Origin of the sequence: Frankia sp. CcI49 (assembly GCF_001983215.1) — a bacterium.
Classification (GTDB): Bacteria; Actinomycetota; Actinomycetes; order Frankiales; family Frankiaceae; genus Parafrankia; species Parafrankia irregularis.
On record NZ_MOWP01000006.1, the window covers coordinates 170382 to 190048 of the forward strand.

At 69.5% G+C, this 19667-nt stretch carries 18 protein-coding genes; 9 read left to right on the forward strand and 9 right to left on the reverse strand.

Annotation, left to right across the window (positions count from 1 at the left end; all coding sequences use genetic code 11):
• Positions 1-11 precede the first annotated feature (11 nt).
• Together CcI49_RS04905 and CcI49_RS44070 are read right to left on the reverse strand one after the other, a co-directional pair.
• Positions 12-875: an amidohydrolase family protein gene (locus tag CcI49_RS04905; protein WP_076824605.1), complete on the reverse strand. Its 864-nt coding sequence runs from the start codon at positions 873-875 to the stop codon at positions 12-14.
• A 4-nt stretch (positions 876-879) separates the two neighbouring features.
• A complete protein-coding gene (locus CcI49_RS44070) occupies positions 880-1005 on the reverse strand; it encodes a hypothetical protein (RefSeq protein WP_255354758.1) in 126 nt (41 codons plus the stop codon).
• A gap of 160 nt (positions 1006-1165) precedes the next feature.
• Here CcI49_RS44070 and CcI49_RS04910 point away from each other — a divergent pair, with 160 nt between their 5' ends.
• Positions 1166-2335 carry a thiolase family protein gene (locus tag CcI49_RS04910; RefSeq protein WP_076824607.1) on the forward strand — a complete coding sequence of 390 codons (1170 nt, stop codon included), beginning with the start codon at positions 1166-1168 and terminating at the stop codon, positions 2333-2335.
• Between the two features lie 128 nt (positions 2336-2463).
• Here the strand turns inward: CcI49_RS04910 and CcI49_RS41410 are convergent, their stop codons facing one another.
• Entirely contained in the window at positions 2464-3015 is a 552-nt protein-coding gene (locus CcI49_RS41410) for a hypothetical protein (RefSeq protein ID WP_131831005.1), read from the reverse strand.
• Between the two features lie 63 nt (positions 3016-3078).
• On the opposite strand from CcI49_RS41410, the gene CcI49_RS41415 reads away from it, so the two are divergent.
• Positions 3079-3324, forward strand: a complete 246-nt coding sequence (locus tag CcI49_RS41415) for a hypothetical protein (RefSeq protein WP_131831006.1) — start codon at positions 3079-3081, stop codon at positions 3322-3324.
• Between the two features lie 13 nt (positions 3325-3337).
• Here CcI49_RS41415 and CcI49_RS04915 read toward each other — a convergent pair whose 3' ends face one another.
• Both CcI49_RS04915 and CcI49_RS04920 read right to left on the reverse strand, forming a co-directional pair.
• Positions 3338-4906 (reverse strand): acyl-CoA synthetase, encoded by a 1569-nt coding sequence (locus tag CcI49_RS04915; protein ID WP_076824609.1) that lies wholly within the window; start codon positions 4904-4906, stop codon positions 3338-3340.
• A gap of 143 nt (positions 4907-5049) precedes the next feature.
• Positions 5050-6147, reverse strand: a complete 1098-nt coding sequence (locus tag CcI49_RS04920) for a TIGR03857 family LLM class F420-dependent oxidoreductase (RefSeq protein ID WP_054567565.1) — start codon at positions 6145-6147, stop codon at positions 5050-5052.
• Positions 6148-6393: 246 nt separating this feature from the next.
• Here CcI49_RS04920 and CcI49_RS04925 point away from each other — a divergent pair, with 246 nt between their 5' ends.
• From CcI49_RS04925 to CcI49_RS04935, 3 genes are all read left to right on the forward strand, one after another.
• Entirely contained in the window at positions 6394-7602 is a 1209-nt protein-coding gene (locus tag CcI49_RS04925; protein ID WP_076824611.1) for a cytochrome P450, read from the forward strand.
• A 41-nt stretch (positions 7603-7643) separates the two neighbouring features.
• On the forward strand, positions 7644-8420 hold the full coding sequence (locus tag CcI49_RS04930; protein WP_076824613.1) for an SDR family NAD(P)-dependent oxidoreductase: 777 nt from the start codon (positions 7644-7646) through the stop codon (positions 8418-8420).
• 270 nt (positions 8421-8690) lie between these two features.
• A complete protein-coding gene (locus tag CcI49_RS04935; RefSeq protein ID WP_054567568.1) occupies positions 8691-9746 on the forward strand; it encodes a hypothetical protein in 1056 nt (351 codons plus the stop codon).
• Positions 9747-9887: 141 nt separating this feature from the next.
• Here CcI49_RS04935 and CcI49_RS04940 read toward each other — a convergent pair whose 3' ends face one another.
• The 4 genes from CcI49_RS04940 to CcI49_RS04955 all read right to left on the reverse strand — a co-directional run bounded on the left by CcI49_RS04940 (position 9888) and on the right by CcI49_RS04955 (position 14054).
• A complete protein-coding gene (locus tag CcI49_RS04940) occupies positions 9888-10790 on the reverse strand; it encodes an SDR family NAD(P)-dependent oxidoreductase (RefSeq protein WP_076824615.1) in 903 nt (300 codons plus the stop codon).
• Positions 10787-12010 (reverse strand): amidohydrolase family protein, encoded by a 1224-nt coding sequence (locus CcI49_RS04945; protein ID WP_076824618.1) that lies wholly within the window; start codon positions 12008-12010, stop codon positions 10787-10789. The genes CcI49_RS04940 and CcI49_RS04945 overlap by 4 nt, the downstream gene beginning before the upstream one ends.
• Before the next feature lie 79 nt (positions 12011-12089).
• On the reverse strand, positions 12090-12851 hold the full coding sequence (locus tag CcI49_RS04950; RefSeq protein ID WP_054567905.1) for an acetoacetate decarboxylase family protein: 762 nt from the start codon (positions 12849-12851) through the stop codon (positions 12090-12092).
• 123 nt (positions 12852-12974) lie between these two features.
• A complete protein-coding gene (locus tag CcI49_RS04955) occupies positions 12975-14054 on the reverse strand; it encodes a Rieske 2Fe-2S domain-containing protein (protein WP_083749310.1) in 1080 nt (359 codons plus the stop codon).
• Positions 14055-14218: 164 nt separating this feature from the next.
• Here CcI49_RS04955 and CcI49_RS04960 point away from each other — a divergent pair, with 164 nt between their 5' ends.
• The 4 genes from CcI49_RS04960 to CcI49_RS04975 all read left to right on the forward strand — a co-directional run bounded on the left by CcI49_RS04960 (position 14219) and on the right by CcI49_RS04975 (position 19527).
• The gene (locus tag CcI49_RS04960; protein ID WP_076824621.1) at positions 14219-15850 is read left to right on the forward strand and encodes an AMP-binding protein; all 1632 of its coding nucleotides are present in this window, start codon (positions 14219-14221) and stop codon (positions 15848-15850) included.
• Positions 15851-15881: 31 nt separating this feature from the next.
• Positions 15882-17027 carry an acetyl-CoA acetyltransferase gene (locus CcI49_RS04965; protein WP_054567573.1) on the forward strand — a complete coding sequence of 382 codons (1146 nt, stop codon included), beginning with the start codon at positions 15882-15884 and terminating at the stop codon, positions 17025-17027.
• Between the two features lie 308 nt (positions 17028-17335).
• The gene (locus tag CcI49_RS04970; protein ID WP_054567574.1) at positions 17336-18136 is read left to right on the forward strand and encodes an ABC transporter ATP-binding protein; all 801 of its coding nucleotides are present in this window, start codon (positions 17336-17338) and stop codon (positions 18134-18136) included.
• A gap of 53 nt (positions 18137-18189) precedes the next feature.
• Complete coding sequence (locus tag CcI49_RS04975; RefSeq protein WP_076824623.1) at positions 18190-19527, forward strand: ABC transporter substrate-binding protein; 1338 nt, start codon at positions 18190-18192, stop codon at positions 19525-19527.
• Positions 19528-19667: the final 140 nt, after the last annotated feature.

The window sequence follows — 19667 nt, forward strand, 5'->3', positions numbered from 1 at the left end:
CCGCTGCCGGCTCAGGCGTCCAGTTTCAGAACTCGGCGGGCGTTCTCATGCAGGAACTTCGGCCACACCTCGTCGCGGAACGGGACGTCCTGCATGTCCCGCATGATGCGCTCGAGGGTCAGCCCCATGGGGAAGTAGCCCGCGTAGATGACCTTGTCGGCCCCGCGCCTGTTCGCGAAGTCGATGATGTCCTTCGGGTAGTACTTCGGCGCGAAGGCGGACGTCGAGTAGTAGAGGTTCGGCCACTTGAGCAGCAGCTTCACCGCCAGCTCCGTCCACGGCTCGCAGCCGTGCCGGGTGACGAACACCAGGTCCGGGAAGTCGTACATCACCTGGTCGATGAGCTCGACCTTCTGCGGAGCGAACGGCAGCCGCGGGCCGGGCACGCCGGCGCAGACGAAGATGGGAATCCCCAGCTCGACGCACTTGGCGTAGATCGGGTACATCTTCTCGTCGTTGATCGCGACCTGCGGGAAGGTGCCGGCGGGGAAGACACCCACCGCCTTCACCCCATGGGYCTCGTAATCGGCGACCAGACCGCGAACACTGCCCATGACATCGGACGGGTTCTCGATCGTCGCGCTCGGCACGAACCGGTCCGGGAAGGTACGCAGAGCCACCTGGGCGGCTTCACCGCGGCAGCCGATCAGGCCCTTCTCGACGTTGTAGCGGTCCATCTCGCCCAGGGTGACGCTGACCGGGTCATCAGTGGGCAGATCGTGCGGCACGCTCTTGAACATGTACTCGGCCGGGAACGCGAACGCCCTCGACTCGGAGYCCTTGAGCTGACGCCGGATGAAGTCGTACTGGGAGGAGTCCTTGGTCGGAAAGGCGATCATCGTGTCGATGACCGGGACTCCCAGGGGAAACGCCATGGCTTCATGATCCTTCGGAGGTCGGGAGGTGGTGGCGGGCAGGGCCGGCGGGCGTCGACCGGCGGGTCAGGTCCAGATCAGCTTCGTGGTGGTCGTCCGCGCCGAACGCTCGCAGCGCCTCATCCGCCATGCCGCACCTCTCCCGGGTCACGGTGACCTTCGACGATGCCCAGCAGACCAGCTGGCCGGCCGGCTGTCAGCACCGGAGGCGCCGTCGTCAGGTCGAATATAATATTCAAACTGCGAACTGGCACCTGCCGTGCCGCCGCAGACCTCCCGAGGAGACACCCGTGACCGACGCTGTTGTTGTGTCGACCGCCCGCACCGCCATCGGGAGGGCCCGCAAGGGCTCCCTCGTCGGGCTGGACGCCTTCGCCCTCGCCGAGGCGGTCGTTCCCGCCGTGGTGGAACGCGCCGGCGTGCCCGTCAGCGACATCGACGACCTCGTGCTGGCCGAGAGCTACCAGGGCGGTGGCGTGATCGCCCGGCACACCGCGGTCCGCCTCGGCCTGACCGACGTGTCGGGCCTGGCCACCAACCGGCACTGCGCCTCCGGCCTGAGCGCCGTCGCGATCGCCGCCGCCGGCATCCGCGCCGGGATGGAGAAGGTCGTCGTCGCCGGCGGCACCGAAAGCCTCAGCAACCAGATCCTCGGCTCCCGCCGCGACGCCGACGGCAACCAGAAGATCTGGATGTCACCGCCGAACCCGGACACCCCGGAGGCGCCCTCGTTCGACATGCCGATCACCGTCGGCGAGAACACCGCCCGCGAGATGGGCCTGACCCGCCGCGACGTCGACGAGTGGACCGTCTACACCCAGGAGCGCGCGCTGGCCTCGATCGACGCCGGCGCCTTCGTCGACGAGATCATCCCGCTGGACGTCACCCTGCCCGACGGCACCACCAAGCGGTTCGACACCGACGAACACCCCCGCCGCGGGACGACCCTGGAGCGCCTCGCCGAACTGCCGGTGATCCGCCCCGACTACCCGAACCCCACCGTCACCGCCGCGAACTCGGCCGGGCTCAACGACGCCGCCGCCGCGGTCACCCTGACCAGCGACGACTACGCCGCAGCCCACGGTCTCACCCCGCTGGCCCGGATCCGCTCCTGGGCCACCGCCGGGATCGACCCGGCCCTGACCGGCCTCGCCCCCACCCTGGCGATCCCCAAGGCCCTCGACCGCGCCGGGCTGACCATTTCCGACATCGCCCTGTTCGAGATCAACGAGGCGTTCTGCTCCGTCCCGGTCGCCGCGATCCGCAAGCTCGGCCTCGACCCCGCGATCGTCAACGTCAACGGCAGCGGCGCGAGCCTCGGCCACCCGATCGCCGCCACCGGCGCCCGCATGATCGTCACCATGATCGGCGAGCTGCGCCGCCGCGGCGCGAGCCTGGGCGTCGTTTCCATGTGCGCCGGCGGCGGCATGGGCGCCGCGATGGTCATCGAGATCGTCTGATGCATCGGTGAACCGCCCTGGGTTCCTGGGCCAGGGCGGTTCAGACGCCTCCTTTCTGCTACTAAGACCTCACTCGGGTGGCTGCTGGTATCCAGAGACGACCTTCGACCAGTTGGACGAGGGCGAGTTCAGCAGTCACGTTGTCGATTTTCGAACGTCCGTAAGTCCTGGTACCCAACATCTGTCAGGTACTCGTTGGCACGTAGAGTTTCAAGAGTAAAACCGGCGCTGACCCTGAGCCTCTTGTTGGTCGAAACCTCGAATCCAACCGAGTGGTCTCGGTCGAACTCCTGGAACGGGACGGTCAACGAGAAACCCGTCGGCACCTCACCGGGCGAGAACTTCGACACTGGCCCCGAATCTTCCGCATCGATCTGCCAAAGATCTTTTACGTCATCATCGTATAGAATTACCTGCTCGACCTTCTCGTCCGAGCATAGGAGGATCCGGAATACCGGTCTCCCGTCGTCAATCGTGACGCCGGTATCAGTGCTGCGCGTCGGAGGGTCGGAGGGAAAGAAAACTGCGCAGGAACAGGTGGCGAGCTGTAGTATTGCTACTGCTGTGCCGATCGTGAGTAGTTTCACGGACGCTGCCATCTGGTTGTATCCACCGTCCGAAAGTCCGGCCCACCGCTCGAAGTAGCTCTTCCTCGGCCCTCCCCGCAGGGCGCTCTGCATCAGGTCGACTCCATAGGCCCGGACGAATCGGGTGGGACCGAAAAGCGCCCACTGATCCGCGTGATGACTTTCGTGCCGCAAGCGTCGCGAGGTGCGGAATACAGATTCGAATCAATACCGAAAGAAGCGCTCACGGACTTCATCCAGATGTTCACCGTCGACCTCTTCGCGATCCGCCTGGTACGGAAACTGTTCACCCGCCGGCTTGAGCTTTCACTCGTGATCCGCGGAGTTTCCTACACCTCGCTCAGAAGGGCCAGAGATATCGAGCCCTGGGAGGAGTCGCATCTGAATCTCGCGGCCGAATAGCCACTGTGTCGATTCAGGGGGCGGATGCGGGGAGGTACTCGGCCCGGAGCTGGCCCTTCGCGAGCTTGCCGGTGGGCATCCGGGGCAGCTCGGCGCGGAACGTGACGACGCGGGGAACCTTGTAGCCGGCGAGGCTGCCGCGCAGGTAGGTCCGCAGCTCCTCGGCGAGCTCGTCGGTGCCCTCGACACCGTCGGCCGGCGCCACGACGGCGTGGACGTACTCGCCCATCTCCGGGTCGGGCAGCCCGAACACCGCCACGTCGGCGACCTGCGGGTGCATGACCAGCGCGGCCTCGATCTCGGCGGGGTAGATGTTCACGCCGCCGGAGATGATGGTGAAGTTCTTGCGGTCGGTGAGGTACAGGTAGCCGTCGGGGTCGAGATAGCCCATGTCCCCGCAGGTCGTCCAGTTCGGGTGGTCGGGGTGCCGGCTGTCCCGGGTCTTCTGCGGGTCACCGTGGTACTCGAAGGGCGCCTCGGCCTGCTCGAAGTACAGCAGCCCGGCCGTGCCGGTGGGCACATCGGCGCCCTCGTCGTCACAGATGTGCGGAATTCCGACGAGCGCACGGCCCACCGAGCCCGGATGGTCCAGCCAGTCGGCGCAGCTGATGTAGGTGACGCCGCAGCCCTCCGTCCCGGAGTAGTACTCGTCGACGATCGGGCCGACCCAGTCGATCACGGCCTGCTTGACCGGGATCGGGCAGGGCGCCGCGGCGTGCATGATCCGGCGCAGACTGGACGTTTCGTAGCCCAGCCGTACCTTCTCCGGGAGCTTCAGCAGCCGCACCAGCATCGTCGGCACCACCTGGACGTGGGTGATCCGATCCCGCTCGATCACGGCCAGGGTCTGCTCGGCGTCGAACTTCTCCAGGATGACGAGGGTGGCGCCGAGCTGGTGCACGCAGACGGCCCACTGCAGGCTGGCCGCGTGGTACAGCGGGGCCGGGCACAGGTAGACGGAGCTTTCGTCCATGCCGAACAGGAAGGTGCCCATGGCGGCGATGCCACCGCCCGCCGGCCGGTCGACCGGATCGCCGCTGAGCCGTCGGCGAATTCCCTTGGGCCGGCCGGTCGTGCCGGAGGAGTAGAGCATGAACTCGCCGCGGGGCTGCTCGGCCAGTGGTTCGGTGGACTGGGTCGCCAGCGCCGCCTCGTAGTCGTCGAAGCCGTCGACGCCGCCCTCGGTTCCGTGACCGGTTCCGTCGATCATCAGGCGCAGGTCGCAGGCGGGCACCTCGGCGGCGATCTCCGCCGCCGTCGCGGCGAACCGCTTCGTCGCGATCAGCGCGCGGGCACCGGAGTCCGCGACGAGCCAGGCCGCCTCGGCGGGGGCGAGGTGCCAGTTCACCGCGGTCAGGTACAGCCCGGAACGCAGGGCCGCCCAGACCACCTCGAGGTAGCGGACGTGGTTCTCGGCGACGATCGCCACCGTGTCGCCCTCGCGCAGGCCGTGCGCCTGCAGCAGCCGCGCGAGGCGCAGCGAGCGTTCGTCGAGCTCCCGGTAGGTGATCCGCTCACCGGTACCACTCATGATCACGGCCGGGGAGTCCGGATGGGTGGTCGCGTGCGTGCCGGGGTACATCGTCGCACCTCCAACGTCCAGGCCCAGCTGCGGCGCGGCTGGTATCCAGGCGAACGGCGAACGGGCTCAGGTCGATGGTGCGGCCGTGCGGCGGTGGGTCGCCGGCTGGCGGACGAACGACCGGCGGCGTGCTGCGGCGTCGGTCAGGCGATCCGGCCGGGGTTGGCGGGCAGGCTCGCGAGCCGGGCGGGCCGGATCTCGCGGTACTCCCCCACGACGGACGTCAGCTCGGCCGGCGTCGCGCCATGCATGATCACCCCGGTCACACCGAGGTCGAACTGGCGGGCGATGGCTTCGGCGCACTGGCGCGGGCTGCCCGTCGCCGCGGTGGCCAGCCACTCCGGCGGAATCAGGGTGGCGATGTGTTCCAGCTGTTCCCGGGTCGCCTTCGTGTCGATCCCGCCCTTGATCGCGCCGACGACGTCGTCGGCGCGGAACCGTTCCAGCACCGCCGGGTCCCAGTCATTGACCCGGACCATCAGATCGCCGTAGCCCTGCAGGTAGGACCCGAGCCGGCCGACCGTCTTGAGCAGCCGCAGCTCCTCCTCGACCTCGTCGGAGACGGTGGCGAGCACCGACCAGACCCGCACGCTGGCCGGGTCCCGCCCGGCCGCCTTCGCGCCGCGTTCCACCGCGGCCATCGCCTCGGCGACCGCGGCGTCCGAGTAGAAGGTGTGCAGGATGACCCCGTCGAGGCAGCGCCCGGCGAGCTCCAGCGAACGCGGGCCGAGCGCCGCGAGCATGATCGGGATGTCCTCGTCGAAGTCGGCGTCCTGGTGCAGGTAGGGCCAGGCGCCGGCCGGCCCGTCGTGGCCCAGCACCATCTCACCGCGCCAGAGCCGGCGCAGGACGCCGACGACGTCCTCGATCTGCGCGCTCGTGATCGGGGTGAGCCCGAAGGCCTTGAACAGGCGGTCGAAGCCGCGGCCCAGGCCGAGGGCGAACCGGCCGCCGGTGAGCCGGTGCATGGTCGTGGCCATGGTGGCCGTGACGATCGGGTGGCGGGTGTTGTGGTTCGTGGCACCGGTGGCGATCCCGATCGTCTCGCTGACGGCGCCGGCCGCGCCGGAGAGCGTCGCCGCGTCCTTGGTGCTGAAGCGCTCGGAGATGAAGGCCGCGCCGATGCCGAGCTCCTCGGCGGCACGGACCTCGGTTACCAGGTCACGGGGCGCTGCACTGTGCCCGGCCAGGGTGTAGAAACCCAGCTCGTTCAGCGGTAAGCCGTCCGCGGTCACGCTCATACCGGTACCTCCCGTTCGACACGGTCAGGCCCGMCGCGATGTTGACGGGCCTGTGGTCTGATGTCCGGGCCGGGACCGGGCCGGACTCACCCGCAACCCATCGGTGGCCCGCGTCCGGGGGCGGGATCTGCGGACCACCGATGGATAAAATATATCGTAGCCACGAACGCCTCCCGACACAATTGACAGTTGATGGCAGAACTGTAAATATGCGGCCAACTGCCGTCCAGCCGTTGGGAGAACCCCGTGTCCTTGGAGACGATCGACGTCTACGACGCCGCCCGCTACGAGATCGGCATCCCGCACCAGGACTTCCAGCTCCTGCGCACGCAGGCGCCGGTGTTCCGGCACGCCGACCCGCAGGTTCCGGAAGGCTTCTGGGCCGTCACCCGGCACCCGGACGTCGTGCGCGTGTCCCGCAGCTCGGAGCTGTTCTCCTCCAGCCGGCGCACCGCGATCCTCGGCGAGATGTCCGAGGAGGCCCGCGCGCAGCAGCAGCTGATGATGCTGAACATGGACCCGCCGGCGCACACCCGGCTGCGCAGCCTGGTCAACCGCGGCTTCACCCCGCGGGTGATCGCCCAGATGCGGGAGCACCTGCGCCTGGCCAGCGAGGTCATCGTCGACAAGGCCCTGGCCGCCGGCACCGGCGACTTCGTCGAGCTGGTCGCCGCCGACCTGCCGCTCATCGTCATCGCCGAGCTGATGGGAGTGCCGCTGGAGGACCGCCACCGGCTGTTCGAATGGTCGAACCGGCTCGCCTCGGCCACCGACCTGCAGCTGGAGGAGGGCGGCGACGCCGCGACCGCCGTCTTCGAGATCTACGAGTACGCGAACAACCTGGGCGCGACGAAGCGCGCGAACCCGGCCGACGACATCGTCACGAAGCTGACCTCGCCGGACGAGAACGGCGAGGCGCTGTCCGAGCTGGAGTTCGACCTGTTCTTCCTGCTGCTCATGTTCGCCGGCAACGAGACGACCCGCAACGCCATCACCGGCGGCATGATCGCAATGATCAACAACCCGGGCCAGTGGGAGCGGCTGCGCGCCGACCCGGACCTCGCGCCGACCGCGGCCGACGAGATCGTCCGGTGGGTGAGCCCCGTCAACGCCTTCCGCCGCACCGCGACACAGGACCTCGAGCTCAGCGGCCAGCTCATCCGGGAGAACGACAAGGTGGTGATCTTCTACTCCTCGGCCAACTTCGACGAGGATGTCTTCACCGACCCCTACACGTTCGACATCGGGCGCAGCCCCAACCCGCACATCGGCTTCGGCGGCGGCGGGGCGCACTTCTGCCTCGGCCGTCACCTGGCGATCCTGGAGATCGAGCAGATGTACCGGGTCCTCATCGAGCGGGTGCGCCGGGTCGAGCTGCTGGAGCCGCCGACTCGGCTACGCTCCAACTTCGTCAACGGTGTGACCGCCATGCCGGTCCGCTTCGTTCCCGCCTGAGCAGCCGCGGCCGCCCGGGCAACCCGTGAGGAGAGTCCGGGATGGATCTGAGCGCCACATCCGCGATCGTCACCGGTGGCGCGTCGGGCCTCGGGGCCGCCACCGCGCGGGCACTCGCCGCCGCCGGCGCCCGGGTCCTGATCGCCGACCGCGACGACGACCGCGGGAGCGCCGTCGCCAAGGAGATCGACGGCGTGTTCGCCCACGTGGACGTCACCTCCACCGAGCAGATCATCGCCGCCACCGAGCTCGCGAAGACGCTGGGACCGGTGCGCTCGCTGGTCAACTGCGCCGGCATCGGCTGGGCGTCACGCACGATCGGCCGCGACGGCAGCTACGACTCGGCGCACAGCCTCGACGCGTTCCGCAAGGTGATCGAGGTGAACACGATCGGCACCTTCGACTGCGTGCGCATCGTCGCGACCGCGATGGCGGCCACCGAGCCGCTCGCCGACGGGGAGCGGGGAGCGATAGTGAACACCGCGTCGCTCGCCGCCTTCGACGGCCAGATCGGCCAGGCCGCCTACTCGGCGTCCAAGGGCGGCGTGGTGGGCATGACCCTTCCCATCGCGCGGGACCTGTCGGTGGCCGGCATCCGGGTGAACACGATCGCCCCGGGCCTGATCGACACGCCCATCTACGGGGAGGGCCCCGCCTCCGAGGAATTCAAGGACAAGCTCAAGCGGGACGTCCTGTTCCCGCACCGGCTCGGCACCGCCGACGAGTTCGCGTCGCTCGCGCTCGAGCTGCTGCGCAACAGCTACCTCAACGCCGAGGTCATCCGGATCGACGCCGGCGCCCGCCTCCAGCCGAAATAGACCGGCCTCCGCCACAGCGGATTGCCGCAGAGCACTGAGCGCATCCGGCGGTTCCGCGGATTCACGCTCACCTCCAGTCGTGCCCGCGTGCCGCACGGGATGCGGGCACAGCTCGACTACCTGCTGCGATACGGGCATCACCCGGCCACCGAACGCATCAATGCTTCGTCTGGGATTCACGTCGCGACGGGTCTGCCGTTACCGCGCCGTCCCCGGTTGCCGCCAGCGTGGTTCAGGTTTCGTCTTGACCACCGACAAACGGAGCATCCCATGCGGTTGCGAACCTCCCGGGTCACCCTGACCCGAGCCCTGGCCGGGTCTCTCGCGGTCGCCGCGCTGACCGTCACCGCCGCCACCACCGCGATCGCCGCCACCACCGCCGCCGGTGATGCCTCACCGACCCCCGCCGCGACGGCGGCGGCGACCGCGACTCCCACCGCTGCCGCGACCCCCGCCGCGACCGCGACCGCGACGGCGACCGCCGCAGCCGCAGCCGCAGCCGCGCAGCAGGATCTGACGGCGACGCTGATCCGCCGCTACGCCGCCTTCGACGCCAACCAGGGTGTCGCGGTCGACGGCAAGTACTTCTACGCGGTCGACAACCGCACCGTCACCAAGCACGACCGGGCCACCGGCGCCCCGCTGCTGCAGTTCGTCTCCGACGCGACCGGCCCGCTGATCCACTTCGACAGCGGCACGGTCGTCGACAACAAGCTCTACCTCGCCCACTCGAACTACAGCCAGGTCCCGATGGCGAGCTCGATCGAGGTCCTCGACACCCGGACCATGCGCCACATCGAGACCTTCAGCTTCGGCATCGCCCGTGGTTCGCTGACCTGGCTTGACCGCCACGACGGCGCCTGGTGGGCCGGCTTCGCCAACTACGACACCAACGGCGCCGACGGAAAGCCCTACGGCGGCGGCAGCCAGAACACCCAGGTCGTGAAGCTCAACGACAGGTTCGAGGTCATCGAGGCCTGGATCGTTCCGGCGGCCCTGGTCGACCGGTTCCGTCCGATGAGCAACTCGGGTGGCTCGTGGGGCCCCGACGGCCGGCTCTGGCTGACCGGCCATGACAACGCCGAGGTCTACGTCATGGAGCTCCCGGAGGCCGGCACCACGCTGACCTGGGTCGCCACCGTCGCGCTGCCCGACGTCGAGGGCCAGGCCATCGCCTGGGACCGCTCGGACAAGAAGCACCCGACGTTCTGGGCCATCAAGCGGACGACCAAGGAGGTCCTCAACTTCGAGGTGCCTTTCAAGTCGGTCAAGGACGCGCCCGCCGCACCGTTCCGCGTGGTCGGCCCGGGCTCGTTCGTGCCGTGATCACCGCCTGAACCAGCCACCGCCTGACACCACAGCGACAGGCAACAGCGACGGCGGCCGGCGGTTGCGCGCGGCCGGCGGTCCGCACCGGTCTGCGGGTGCGGACCGCCGGCCACCAGCCACCGGCTCGGCTCGGCTCGGCTAGAGATCCAGCAGGTTGTGCCCGGTCTCGGTGGGGTTGAGGCCGGCGCCGAACCGTTCTGCGCGCGCGCTCAGGGTCTTCGCGGCGTCGTCCCGCCCGAGCATGAGGCAGTACTCCCCCGCCGCGATGCCGCGCAGGACGTCGTCGGCGACCTCGTCGAGCGGCTGGATGGGAATCTCCCGGCCGTCCTTCGCCGCGGCGGCGACGAGCCCGGCGACCGTCATCGCCGGGGTCGAGCGCGGCTTCTCCCGGGCCAGGTCCGCGGGCCGGTTGCGGTCCGCGGTCCACAGGCCGGTGTCGAGCAGCCCCTTGCCCGACGGCAGGAACAGCGACACCGCGATCGGATGTCCCTCCTCCGCGAGCTGGGCCCCCAGGCACTCGGTGAGCGTCGCCACCGCCGCCTTGCTCGCCGCGTACACCGACGCGTTCGGCATCGGCGTGACCGCGCCGTCCCCGGACGAGGTGTTGACGACGTGCCCGGGCTCCCCGGAGGCGATCATCCGCGGGACGAACGAGCGGATGCCGTTGGCGACGCCGTAGACGTTCACGCCGAACGTCCACCGCCAGTCGTTCGGTGTCGACTCCCACACCTTCGCCCCGGGCGGACCGACGCCGGCGTTGTTCACCAGCACATGGGCGCGCCCGTAGCGGCGGAAGACCTCCGCGGCCAGCTCCTCGACGGAGGCCTCGTCGGAGACGTCCGCGACGATGCCGTCGACCTTCGCGCCGGTCTGTTCACGCAGCGCGTCGACGGTCGCCGCCAGCGCGCCGGCCTCGATGTCGGAGAGCACCACGAGCGCGCCGGCGCGGGCGAACGCCTCCGCCAGCGCGCGGCCGATGCCGGCGGCCCCGCCGGTGATGACGACGACCCGGCCGGCGAAGTCGGTGATGGGCCCGCTCATGCCGCGCCGCCGTCCCGGGCCGGCCCGTGGATCTCCTCGACGGTCGGGCCGATCCGGTCGACGACCGGCGCGAGCTTCGCCAGGTCGAAGTTGTACAGCTCGGCGGCGTTGAGCCCGAGGATGCGCCGGGCGTCTGCCTCCGGCACGTCACCGAACCGGTCGCGCAGCCACTCGCGGGTGTGCGGCCAGGTGCCCTCCGGATGCGGGTAGTCGTGCCCCCACATCAGCCGGTCGACACCGATGTCGTGGCGGCGGTCGATCTCCAGCGGGCCCATGACGGACGACGCCATCCACACGTTGCGCCGGTAGTAGTCCGACGGCTTCATCCGCATGCCGTCGCGGAAGGTCTTCGGGCCGAACTTGCGGGTCGAGTGGTCGCCCTCCCACTTCGCGTCCATCCGGGCCAGGATGTCCGGCACCCACCAGGCGCCGTTCTCGGCCAGCGCGTACTTCAGCTTCGGATGACGCTCGAACACCCCGCCGAGAAGCAGCGCCCAGAACGGCCGGGCCGCCCACCAGTACGACTCGGTGGCGTAGATGGACAGGAAGCCGGGTGCCCAGGTGTAGTCGGTGGGGCCGACACCGGAGTGGGTGTGCACGACCAGCCCGGCCTCGGCACACACCGACCACAGCGGGTCGTACACCGGGTCGTTGTAGGCCGGGTAGGTGCCCCACTTCGTCGGGATCATGATCCCGCCGCGCAGTCCGTTCTCGGCCGCCCACTCGGTCTCCGCGACCGCGGCGGCCACGTCGTGCAGCGCCGGGATGATCGCGATGCCGTAGCGGCGGTCGGGCTCGCTCTGGCAGAACTCCGCGGCCCACCGGTTGTGCGCCTTCGCGCCGGCCATCACCAGCACGGGGTCGCTGTCACCGGAGGAGTTCAGACCGGATCCGAACGGCGACGCCGAGACGCCGCCGACACCGGCCGAGTCCGCGTCGGGGAAGACGACCTCGGCCGCCACACCCTCGGAGTCCATCTCCTTGGTGCGCACGGTCGGGTCCCAGGCGCCTTCCATCCCGCCGTGGTCGCCGATCTCGGAGTTCCACTCGGCGAGGAACTTCAGGTGGTCGTCGGCGGTCACCAGCGCGGACGCCTGGACGTCCGCGGCCTGGGCGTCGTCGAACGCCTGGCGGTACCGGGGCTCGACGTACTCGCGGTACTGCTCCGGCGGGAGCCCGGCGTGGGTGTCGGTGGAGATGATTAAGTACCGGTCGCTCATGTCTGTTCCTTCAGCCTTCTCGTTCTCGTCGTCGGTCGCGCGGGCACGGGCGTCAGGCTCAGGGACCCAGGCTCAGGACTCAGTGGTCGTAGCGGCTGAAGGCGTACGGCTCGAACGCCACCGGGTCGACGGGGCCGACGACGCTGGCCTTGTTGGCCGAGGAGCGCGTCGTGTAGGTGATCGACACCGTCTCCAGGACGGGCAGGTCGACAACGGGCGCGGTGGGCTCGTCGCGCAGCACCAGCTTGCCCTCGACGCGCTCGACGGTGACCGGGGTGCGCACCTGGTCGAAGCGGACCAGCAGCGGGTCGCCGTCGAAGCCCGACCCGGAGACCGCGGGCAGGAACTTGAACCACCACTGGGTCGCCGGGTAGGGCTCGGGCACGGGCAGGGTCTCGGTGACGTCCCCGACGATCTCGACGAAGGTGACGCCGTTGCGCTCGATCCGGCCCTCGACGTGGTCGCCGTCGCGGGTCAGCTCCAGGTTGGCGAGCTTCTTCGGCTCGCCGTGCTTCTCCCGGCTGATCGAGATCGCCGACTCCAGGTCGATCGGGATCAGCAGCGGGTACTCACCGGTCACCCCGTCGTAGACGGCGTCAACCGCGAAATAGCCGACCAGCTCCTTGTAGTGGTACTCACCGAAGTGCAGGTCGATGTCGGTGACCCGCACATGCACCCGTGGCTGCGCCGGTGGTGTGAGCGGCGGCGGCAGCACCTCGGCGAGGCGCGCCGGGTCGGTCAGGTAGACCACTTCCAGCGACGGGATCGGGGGTAACCCTGCGCCCACGTTCGACTCGGCCTCGGAGCTCTTCTCGATGGTGCGTACCCAACGGTTGCCCATCAGGCCCTCCTCATGATGGTGGCGGTGGCGGATTTCGGGCAGCACGAACAGAGCTCGCGTCACGCCGTCGCGTGCACGAGCTCCGTTACGGTGCGGCCGGGCTCGCGGTCAGTGCGCTCGCGGTCAGTGCTTCGTCGCGCCGTCCGGCCAGGAGTAGAACTGCTGGCACCAGCGGCGCTGCTCGGTGATCGCCTTCTCGGAGGGGCGCAGCACCGGCGGGTTCTTGTAGATCTTGTTCTCCCAGATCGGGAGGTCCTGGCTGATGCCGTCGGTGAAGGCACGCGAGGCCTTCTCCGCCGCGTCCTCCCCGTTCTTCGCCGGAGCGGTGAAGATCCAGCGGACGTGCACGTTCTCCTCGTCGATCGGTGTCGTCGAGGAGATGAAGGTCGTGTACTTCTTTACCCGCAGCACACCGAGGCCCAGCCCGTAGCCCTCGCGGACGAAGTTGCCGTCCATCGCGACCGCCCGCTTGTAGTGGCCGTCGATGATGAAGTCCTGCTCGGGGATGGCCGGTGTGCCGTGCACGTAGAGGAAGTGGGGTGTGTCGACGTTGTTCTCGGCCATCTCCTGGCAGCACGTCGCGATCTCGAAGTCCTTGACCACGATCGGCAGCCAGGCGGGGTCGTGGAACTCCTCGACCTCGGGCACCTCGTAGGTCGGCGCCTCCTTCTCCAGGTGGTGCCAGGCCCAGATCATGTGGTTGCGCTCGACGACCGGGTAGGTGCGGGCGGCGGCCGTCTTCGGGATGTAGTCGATGTCGTCGTAGGGAACCTCGACGCAGGAGCCGGTCGCGCCGTCGAAGCGCCAGCCGTGGAACGGGCACTGCAGCGACCCGTCGACGACCCGGCCACCGACGCCGAGGTGGGCGCCCAGATGCGGGCAGTAGGCGTCGAACAGGTACGGCGTGCCGTCGGTGCCGCGGAACAGCACCAGGTCCTTGCCGAAGTAGAACAGGGACTTGGTGCGCCCCGGCTCGACCTCGTCGGCCCGGGCGACGATGAACCAGCCGTTGGGAATCGGGAACGGGAAGCGGGGCGTGCTCTCCCGCCGGACCTTCGTTCGCCGGGAGAGGTCGGTCAGCGTGTCGGGGCGTAGCGGCATGGGCAGCCCGACGAGCTCGTCGTCGGCGGTCGTGGTGGCCGCGTTGGTTCCGTAGAGCTCGGCGCCGCGACGGCGGGCCGGGGCCCCGTCCGAGGTGGTCATGGCGTCTGCCTCCCAGAAAGGTCCGCACCGTAGCGTGACGTAGGTGGGATAAGATATACAATCTGTGGCGATCGGGAGGGGCTGAAACCGATCACTGAACCGACATTCAACATGAGCCTCACCGAGTTCACAAGCCCAAACGGCTCGACTTCCGAGGAGCGCACGTGACCGACGGCGTCTGGGGCAGCGCGCCCCGGCACACCACGACCGAGTTACTGCTGCAGCGGGCCGACAAGGAGCCCGACTCGGAGTACCTGGACGTCTGCGGGACCAAGCTGACCGCGGGCGAGGTCGTCACGGCCGCCGCCGCCCTCGGCGGCGCGCTGCGCGAGCTGGGCGTCGGGCCCGGCGACCGAGTCGCCACCCTGCTGGAGAACTCCCCGGAGGCGCTGCTGGTCTGGTGGGCGACCCAGTGGGCGGGTGCGGTCGCGGTGCCGGTGAACACCGCCTACAAGGGCGAGTACCTGCGCCACCAGCTGCGTGACTCCGGGTCGACGGTGCTGGTCGTGGGCGCGGACCTGGCAGACCGGGCGCAGGCGGTCAGCGCCGACCTCGACGGCCTGCGCCACGTCGTGGTGACCGGGCCCGACGCGCTGGAGTTCCCCGGCGCCACGGCGCACCGGCTCGACGACCTGCTCGCCGCCACCCCGCTCACCGCACCGGTGCAGCGCGACCCGTCCGACCTGGCCACCTTCATCTACACGGGTGGGACGACCGGGCTGTCCAAGGGCTGCATGCTCAGCCACAACTACCACGAGGCGCTCGCCCAGCAGATCGGCTACAGCTGGGGGCGCACCGCGTCCGACGTGCTGTGGACGCCGCTGCCGATGTTCCACTACAACGCGCTGGTCACCRCGGTGGTCGGTGCCCTGGTCTTCGGTGGCCGCTCGGCGATCTACCGGAAGTTCTCGGTGTCGAACTTCTGGCCCGAGATGAACCGCACCGGTGCCACGATCACCTCGACGCTGGGCACCATGGCCTACCTGCTCGCCCACGACGTCGACCGGCCGGAGATGCCGCGTTCCGGCGCGGCGCAGGCCAACAGCTCGCTGCGGCTGATGGGGGCGGCCCCGCTGCCGCCCGAGGTCGACGACGTGATCCGCGAACGGTTCGGCATCGAGACGTTCTCCGGCGCCTACGGCGTCACCGAGGCCAGCCTGATCTCCTGGCAGCCGCCCGGTGTGCGCAACCGGCCGCGGGCCGCCGGGGTCATCAACACCCACTACTTCGACGTCCGGATCTTCGACGACTCCGACGTCGAGCAGCCGCGCGGCACCGACGGCGAGATCGTCATCCGGCCGAAGCTCCCGCACGTCATGTTCGAGGGCTACTGGGGCCGACCCGAGGCGACGGTCGAGGCCAGCCGCAACTGGTGGTACCACACCGGCGACATCGGCAAGATCGACGAGGACGGCTACCTCTACTTCGTCGACCGAAAGGCCGACTACCTGCGCCGGCGCGGCGAGAACATCGCCAGCTTCGAGGTCGAGCGCATCCTGATGGGCCACGGCCAGCTCGCCGACGTCGCGGTGCACGCCGTGCCGAGCAAGCTCACCGAGGACGACGTCAAGGTCACGGCCACCCTCGCACCGGACGCGACGCTCACCGAGGAGGAGCTGTTCCGCTGGTGCGTCGACGCCCTGCCGTACTTCGCGCTGCCGCGCTACATCGAGTTCCGCGCCGAGCTGCCCCGCAACCCCGTCGGCCGGGTGCTCAAGCGGGAGCTGCGCGCCGAGGGCGTCACCGCCGGCACCTGGGACGTCGAGGCCGCCGGCATCACCTACGACAAGCGCTGATGGGCAGGACCGGGTGATGGGGCAGGATCGAATGACCGAGCAGGTTGTCATCGTCGGGGCGGCGCTGTCCGACTGTGGGCGGGTGGACTCGACGACGCCCTTCGCGCTGCACCAGCAGGCCGCGGCCCGGGCGCTCGCCGACGCGGGGCTGAGCCACACCGACGTCGACGGCGTGGCCTCGACCGGTCTCGGCGTCCTCGCGCCGGTGGAGCTGGCCGAGTACCTGGGGCTGCGGCCGACCTGGACCGACTCCACCAGTGTGGGCGGCAGCGCGTGGGAGGTGATGCTCGAGCACGCCGCCGACGCGATCCGGGCCGGAACCGCGACCACCGTGCTGCTCGTCTACGGGTCGACGGCACGCTCGGACCTGAAGAACCGGCTGCGGACGGCGAACCTGTCGCTGTCCTCGCGCGGGCCGAGCCAGTTCGAGGTGCCGTGGGGGCACACCCTGATCGCCAAGTACGCGATGACGGCGCGGCGGCACATGCACGAGTTCGGCACGACCATCGAACAGCTCGCGAACATCGCCGTCGACACCCGGTTCAACGCGGGCCTCAACCCGGACGCGATGTACCGGGAGCCGCTGACGGTCGACGACGTCCTCGCCGCGCCGATGGTGGCGACGCCGTTCACCAAGCTGCACTGCTGCATCCGCAGCGACGGCGGCGGCGCGGTGGTGCTGACCTCCGCCCGGCGCGCCGCCGACCTGCCGGGCCGGGCGGTGCGGGTGCTGGGCACCGGCACCGCGAGCAACGTGACGACGATGTCGGAGTGGGCGGACTTCACCCGCTCGCCCGCCGAGGTGTCCGGCCGACTGGCCTTCTCCCGGGCCGGGCTGACCCCCGCGGACGTCGACGTCTGCCAGTTCTACGACTCGTTCACCTCGACGGTGCTGCTGACCTTCGAGGCGCTGGGGTTCTGCGGCCGCGGGGAGGCCGGCGGCTACCTGGAGGGCGGCACGATGCGGGTGGGCGGTGCGATGCCCACCAACACCGACGGCGGCGGGCTGTCGGCCTGCCATCCCGGCATGCGCGGCATATTCCTGCTGGTCGAGGCCGTTCGCCAGCTGCGCGGGGAGGCCACCGGCCGGCAGGTTCCCGACGCCCGGGTGGCCTGTGTGAACGCCACCGGAGGCTGGTTCAGCTCGGCCTCGACGGTGCTGCTCGGAGTCGACTGAGCGCCGGCCGAGCGCCGCCTGGAGGGTCGGGCGGGGGAACGAACACCACCAAGGTGGTGCCGGTACACAAACCCTTGCCACATTCCGGCATATGTGATTGATTATACAATATCTAAAGATCACTGCGGTGACGCCACTTCCCGGGTCACGCGTGGTCACCCGCCCGCCCCGCCAGGGCCCGTGCCGACCCCGCACCGGGCCGGGACCCCTGGCACCGGGGGTGGCGCGCCCATCTTCACAGATCCAGCACAACTCCGATGAGACATCGCAGCCGAGTCGTTGCCGCCGACGGCGGTTTTGGAGGCATTATGCCGACGCCGACACCCACCGCGGCGCCGCCCGTCACCGGAGCAGCGCCGCTGTTACGCCTGTCCTCGGTCAGCAAGCGCTTCGGCGGGGTGCGCGCACTGACCGACGTCGACCTCACCGTCGCCGCCGGAACCGTCCAGGGCCTCATCGGGCCGAACGGCGCGGGCAAGACCACCCTTTTCGACATCATCTCCGGCATCACCCCCGCCTCCGAGGGAACCGTCCACTTCGCGGACCACGATGTCACCGCCGTCTCGGCCACCCGACGCGCGCGGCTCGGCATGCGCCGCACCTTCCAGCGGGCCCAGGTCTTCAGCTGGCTGTCGGTGGAGGACAACGTGCTCGCCGGGCTCGAGTGGCACGGCGGCGGCGGYGGTGTCCTCGCCGACCTGCTCTCCCTGCCGTCGCGGCGCACGCTGGAACACCAGCGCCGCGAGCGGGTCGCGGAGGTCCTCGAGTGGTGCGGCCTCACAGAGCTGCGCAAGGTCTCCGCCGGCTCGCTGCCGCTCGGCCAGCAGCGCCTGCTGGAGCTCGCCCGTGCCATCGCCGACCGCCCCCGGCTGCTACTGCTCGACGAGCCGACGTCCGGGCTCGCCCACGCCGAGTCCGACCGCTTCGGGGAACTGGTGCTCTCGCTGCGGGGCGAGGGATGCGCGGTGGTGCTCGTCGAGCACGACGCCGCCTTCGTGATGCGGACCTGCGACCGCATCACCGTGCTCGACCTGGGCTCCGTCCTCGCCGAGGGCACCCCGGCCGAGATCCAGGCCAACCAGGCCGTCCGCGACGCCTACCTCGGCTGACAACGGCTCCCGCACCGCTCGTTCGTTTCAAGGAATCACCAGGGAGTGCATCGATGCGAACCATCCGATTAGTGGCGGCGGCAGCCACCGCGCTCGCGGTCATCGCGAGTGCCGTGGGGTGCTCGTCGGACGGCACACCGCAGGACGGCCCGACCGTCGCCGCCGACACGGTGAAGGCAGGCCCGCCGTCGGGCTGGAGTGACGGCGGCTACACGGTGGACGCGGCCAGCCTGAAGTGTGGCCAGACCGCCTCCAACCCCACCCGCGGCGTCACCGACACCGAGATCACCATCGGCGGCCTGGCCTATCTGACCAGCGCCAGCGGCAGCTCGATGGCCGGCACCGAGCTCGGCGCACAGGCCCGGTTCGACCGGGCGAACGCCGAGGGCGGCGTCAACGGCCGCAAGATCAACTATGTGGGCACCCTCGATGACGGCAACGACCCCGCGCGCAACAGCGCCCAGGCCAAGGCGCTGGTCGACAAGAACATCTTCGCCGCGGTCCCGGTGATGACCAGCAGCGCGAACTATCTCGACACCTTCTGCGGCGAGACGGTGCCCTTCTTCGGCTGGGGCTTCAACCTCGGCTTCTGCCAGACATCGATCGGCTTCGGTATCACCGGCTGCCAGTTCCCCGAGGGCGACGTCACCTCGACGACGTACGGCCTGATGATCCAGGCCATGTTCGGCGGTGACGCCACCGGCAAGACGACCGCTCTCGTCGGCGTCGACAACGACTCGGCACGGGCGGGCCTCAAGCAGCTCGGCGAACAGATCCGCTCCGTCGGGGTGAAGACCGTCTACGAGGAGAACCCGATCCCCGTCGCGGGCATCACCGACACCACCGCGGTGGTCAACGCCCTGATGACGTCCAACAACGGCGCCCCGCCGGACGTCGTCCTCTACGTCGCGGACTTCAACTCGGTCATCAAGATGACCGCCGCCATGACGGCTGCCGGGTACGAGGGCAAGAACCTCAACCCGGTCGGCTACGACCCGCGCCTCGCCGGATTCAAGGACCTGCAGAAGTCCTACACGATCGTGCAGTGGCAGCCCGGGGTCGACACCGGCGTCCCCGCCATCAAGCAGCTCACCGAGGACTTCGCCAAGTACGCCCCGGACCAGGCCATCAGCCTGCCGGCAATGGCCGGGTACTGGGCGGCCGACATGTTCATCCAGGCAGCCACCAAGGTCGGCCCTGACCTCACCGTCGACAAGCTCCTGAAGGTGCTCAACTCCGACTACTCCTACTACGTCGAGGGCGCCGTGCCCGAGACGCGGTGGCCGCTCAACCACAACATCTCGGCTCCCTGCGCCTCGATCGTCCAGCTCAACGGCGACAAGTACGACATCACCAGCAAGCTCTCCTGCGGTTCCCTGATCAAGAAGTAGCTCCACCGCACAACAGCAAAAACCGCAACGCAAAAACAGCAACAGCAACAGCAACAGCAACAGCAGGTAATACCGCCTGGCCGGAGCCGGAACGGAAACTCCGCGCCCGGCCAGGTGGTCCCAGAAATGGCGGCGGCGCG